The sequence below is a fragment of the Bacillus sp. JJ1503 genome, from assembly GCF_036965125.1.
In the GTDB taxonomy this organism is placed as follows: domain Bacteria; phylum Bacillota; class Bacilli; order Bacillales; family Cytobacillaceae; genus Cytobacillus.
Window position 1 is genome coordinate 309 of record NZ_JBALOZ010000282.1, and the last position, 3267, is coordinate 3575.

The following is a 3267-nucleotide window of genomic DNA, read 5'->3' on the forward strand; positions in this document are numbered from 1 at the left end:
CTATAAGCATTTCACAAGGTGAAAAAGTGGCGATCACCGGAAATAATGGATCCGGGAAAAGCAGCCTTTTAAAACTTATTGGGGGTATATTTGAAGAAACTGCTGGGCAAGTGAAGAGATCTCAAATTAACATAGGATATGTACCTGAACACTTTCCAGAAAGTATCCGATTCAAATTACAAGACTATTTAATGTTAATGGGTAAAATGACTTGTAAATCGGATGAAGGAATTTTAAAAAAAATTGAGAATTATGCTGAGCTGTTTGCAATTACAGACTTTCTAACCACCCCTTTGAATCATTGTTCAAAAGGGACAAAGCAGAAAGCCGGAATTATCCAGGCATTGCTGAAGAAACCTGATCTATTATTATTGGACGAGCCACTAACTGGGTTAGATGATAAAGCAAAAATCGAGCTTTTGAATCAGCTAAATTCTCTCCAAGGGGAAAAAACGATTATTTTTACTGCACATGATCCACTACTAATTGAAGGATTAGCCGATAGGGTTTTAACTGTAGAGAGTGGAAGAATTGTCTACGATTCTACAAAAAACAAAAAGGGGAAATTAAGATTTATAAGAGCAAAAATCCCCACTAGAGAGATAATTGCAGAGATTCCGTCTATTAGATATAAATTTGTAGGGGGAGATTCTGTTGAAATAATTGTTTCAGCTAAAGAGTCTGATAAGGTATTGGCCATGTTGCTTAAACGAGGATGTTCAATATTTGAATTAACAGAGAAGAGGTAGTAAGTTGTCAGCTTTTATCCGTTACCAATTAATAAGCTTTGTTCGTTCATTAAAATTTATCCCACCCGTTGTTATTTTTTTTGCATGGGTGTTTATTTTATATGCCTATAAAAATGTGCCGATCCTCAGTAGTTACGCAGTATCTTCTATTGCAATGTACTTAATCATGACATGGATTACAATGTCCATTTTTACTTTGGATGAAGAAAGTGAAAAGCATATCTTAATCTCTCATCTTAAAAGAAAGGTGAGTTACTTATTTGGCAAATGGCTAACTATTCTAGTAGTAATGATACCTTTACTTTTGTTTGCGATCTTTTTCCCAATCATTACAGAAAGCTTCAAAGGGAATATGTCGATCAAGCTATATGCTTATGCATTTTACAGCCACTTGGTCTTTATGACATTTGGGATATTAGTAGGAACCCTATTTTCGGCTACCAAACTTGCAACAAAAAAATACGCCTGGCTTTCGACTGTATTTATAATCGTAGTTTCACTCGCCTCAAAATCAATTATCGAAATATCATTGTTTTTTAAATGGATTTTGTGGGTCTTCCCCCCAGTGTTCAAGGTGATTGGGTATATGGAAGGCGAAGATCAAGTACTAATAAATATACCAATAATAATCGATGGTGTTTTTGTAGTTATTTATCTAATCATCGGAGCTGTCATGTTAGTTCCTCTTTTTTTTAAAAAAGAAAGTTAGCAGCTTTACTAACTTATGAATATCTGTAAAATCTATACCATACATACGATCTTCAATTAAAGGGCGCTTTTCTGNNAAAAGGGCCATTTAATTGATTAGCACTTTAAAGAAAATTGGATATCTATGTTGTTTATTCAGCATTTATAGCCATCCTCTTTTTAATATTAAAGTGAGGATGGCTTTAATAAATGTTATTTATGATTTTTCTAATAATAACTCCAATTATTACTCCAGGAAAAACAAATAACATTGGGAGCCAAACAGGACCAAATAGCACTCCAAATATCGTTACTTTTGAGGAAAAAATCAATCCAACCGTTACAAAAAATGCAGCGAATACATACGGAAGAAAAGACCAAGTATCTTTCCCACCGCCTGCATCTTTTACAGCATCCCACATCGAAAAAAAATATAAACAAGGGTAAAACATCAGCCACTGATAATCTGCCTGTTTTATGGCATCACCAATTTCCCCGTGAAAGCTTAAAAGTATGAGCTGGTTAAAATTGGCTTGTACATTTATCAGGAATTCAAGGATCAAGAGTACTGTGCCTTTAAAGTATTTTCTGTTTAAATATTGACCAAAACCTGGAAGTGCAATACTCCACATTAGTATTTCAAATACACTTTTAGTCATTCTATATACCCTAATAAATTATTTCTATTATTTTTCTTTTGCAATTTCCTGTCTATTAGGAGCAAGAGGTGGCTGTTCTAACCAATTATTTTCCACCATAATATTAAACCACTTTTTAATCACCATAAGATTTTGTAGAATTGTTTTTTCGTAAGTAGCAACAAGGTCTGTTCGCATGGCTGACGCTAGACCTGTCCCATGATAAGCCTGTGCAGTTTGAAACAAGAATCCCATATGATACATCATTAACTTATCTGAAAAAGGAGAGTCTGTTGAATTAGTCACTTCTGTTTCCCAAGACTTAGGAGTTGGTAAATTATCTTTCTTCATTATGTTTGAAAAGTCCTGTATTTGTTCATTTGCCGCTTTCTCAGAATCCTCTAAGAATCTCCTTACTTCTTTTGTCTGAGCGACTTGGCTAAATGCAATAGAAAGAGTTTTTGTCATAATACTCTTTTTTAGGTTGAAAGAAATACTTATGACTTCAATTGCAGTTAATGACCTACCTTTTCCGAAAAATCCATCGGTAAAATCTTGGGTAGAAATAAATTCAGGATTTTCAGCAGGATAGAATAAAGGGTCTCTCTGAAAACTCCCTTTCTCAAGTAATAAGTCAATTGTTTGATGATACATCCGCTTCCCATCATTATCACATGAGTCGTAAAAAAACCTTAAGTCCTCTCTGACAGAAGTACCTAATGAAGTTGAATGTCCTAGTAAACCATGTAAAGTCATGATATGTAAATAATTTAGGCAAAATATATCGCTAAACAGTCTCTCTTTGCCTTTGTTAAGATCAGATTCAGTAAATCCAATTGGTACTGGAAATCCTTCATTCTCTATAAAAGTTACGATTTGTTTCTTTTGTTTTGCAAACGTCACGATTGCATCTTTAAAAATAGATTTTATGGACTCGTCCTCAATAATAGAAAACATATACCTAATTACAATTTCAATGGCTGTTCCATTTACATACTCACCCCATAGTGTTCCTATTTCAGAAGATGTGAGTTTTAATTTGTCTTTATCCACGTTATCACCTCTTGAGTATTATGTTCTAATAGAGCAAGAACTATGAATAAAAAAGGATCTGAACAAAAGTAAAATTACTAAGAAGTCATTTTTGCATCTTTTTCGCATTTTTAATACTCCGCAATCGGGCGCTTTTCTGA

4 protein-coding genes are annotated in these 3267 nt (G+C 33.8%); 2 read left to right on the plus strand and 2 right to left on the minus strand.

The window, feature by feature from the left end:
• Both V7149_RS20150 and V7149_RS20155 read left to right on the plus strand, forming a co-directional pair.
• Nucleotides 1-749, plus strand: a 749-nt coding sequence (locus tag V7149_RS20150; RefSeq protein ID WP_335347379.1) for an ATP-binding cassette domain-containing protein, incomplete at its 5' end; no start/stop codon positions are given.
• A gap of 4 nt (nucleotides 750-753) precedes the next feature.
• On the plus strand, nucleotides 754-1458 hold the full coding sequence (locus V7149_RS20155; RefSeq protein WP_335347380.1) for a hypothetical protein: 705 nt from the start codon (nucleotides 754-756) through the stop codon (nucleotides 1456-1458).
• A 181-nt stretch (nucleotides 1459-1639) separates the two neighbouring features.
• Here V7149_RS20155 and V7149_RS20160 read toward each other — a convergent pair whose 3' ends face one another.
• Complete coding sequence (locus V7149_RS20160) at nucleotides 1640-2095, minus strand: hypothetical protein (RefSeq protein ID WP_335347381.1); 456 nt, start codon at nucleotides 2093-2095, stop codon at nucleotides 1640-1642.
• A 27-nt stretch (nucleotides 2096-2122) separates the two neighbouring features.
• The gene (locus V7149_RS20165; protein ID WP_335347382.1) at nucleotides 2123-3127 is read right to left on the minus strand and encodes a DUF3231 family protein; all 1005 of its coding nucleotides are present in this window, start codon (nucleotides 3125-3127) and stop codon (nucleotides 2123-2125) included.
• Nucleotides 3128-3267: the final 140 nt, after the last annotated feature.

Bases quoted from the DNA above. Each gene is read 5' to 3' on its own strand.
- V7149_RS20160 (WP_335347381.1), bottom strand. From the start codon at position 2,095: ATGACTAAAAGTGTATTTGAAATACTAATGTGGAGTATTGCACTTCCA.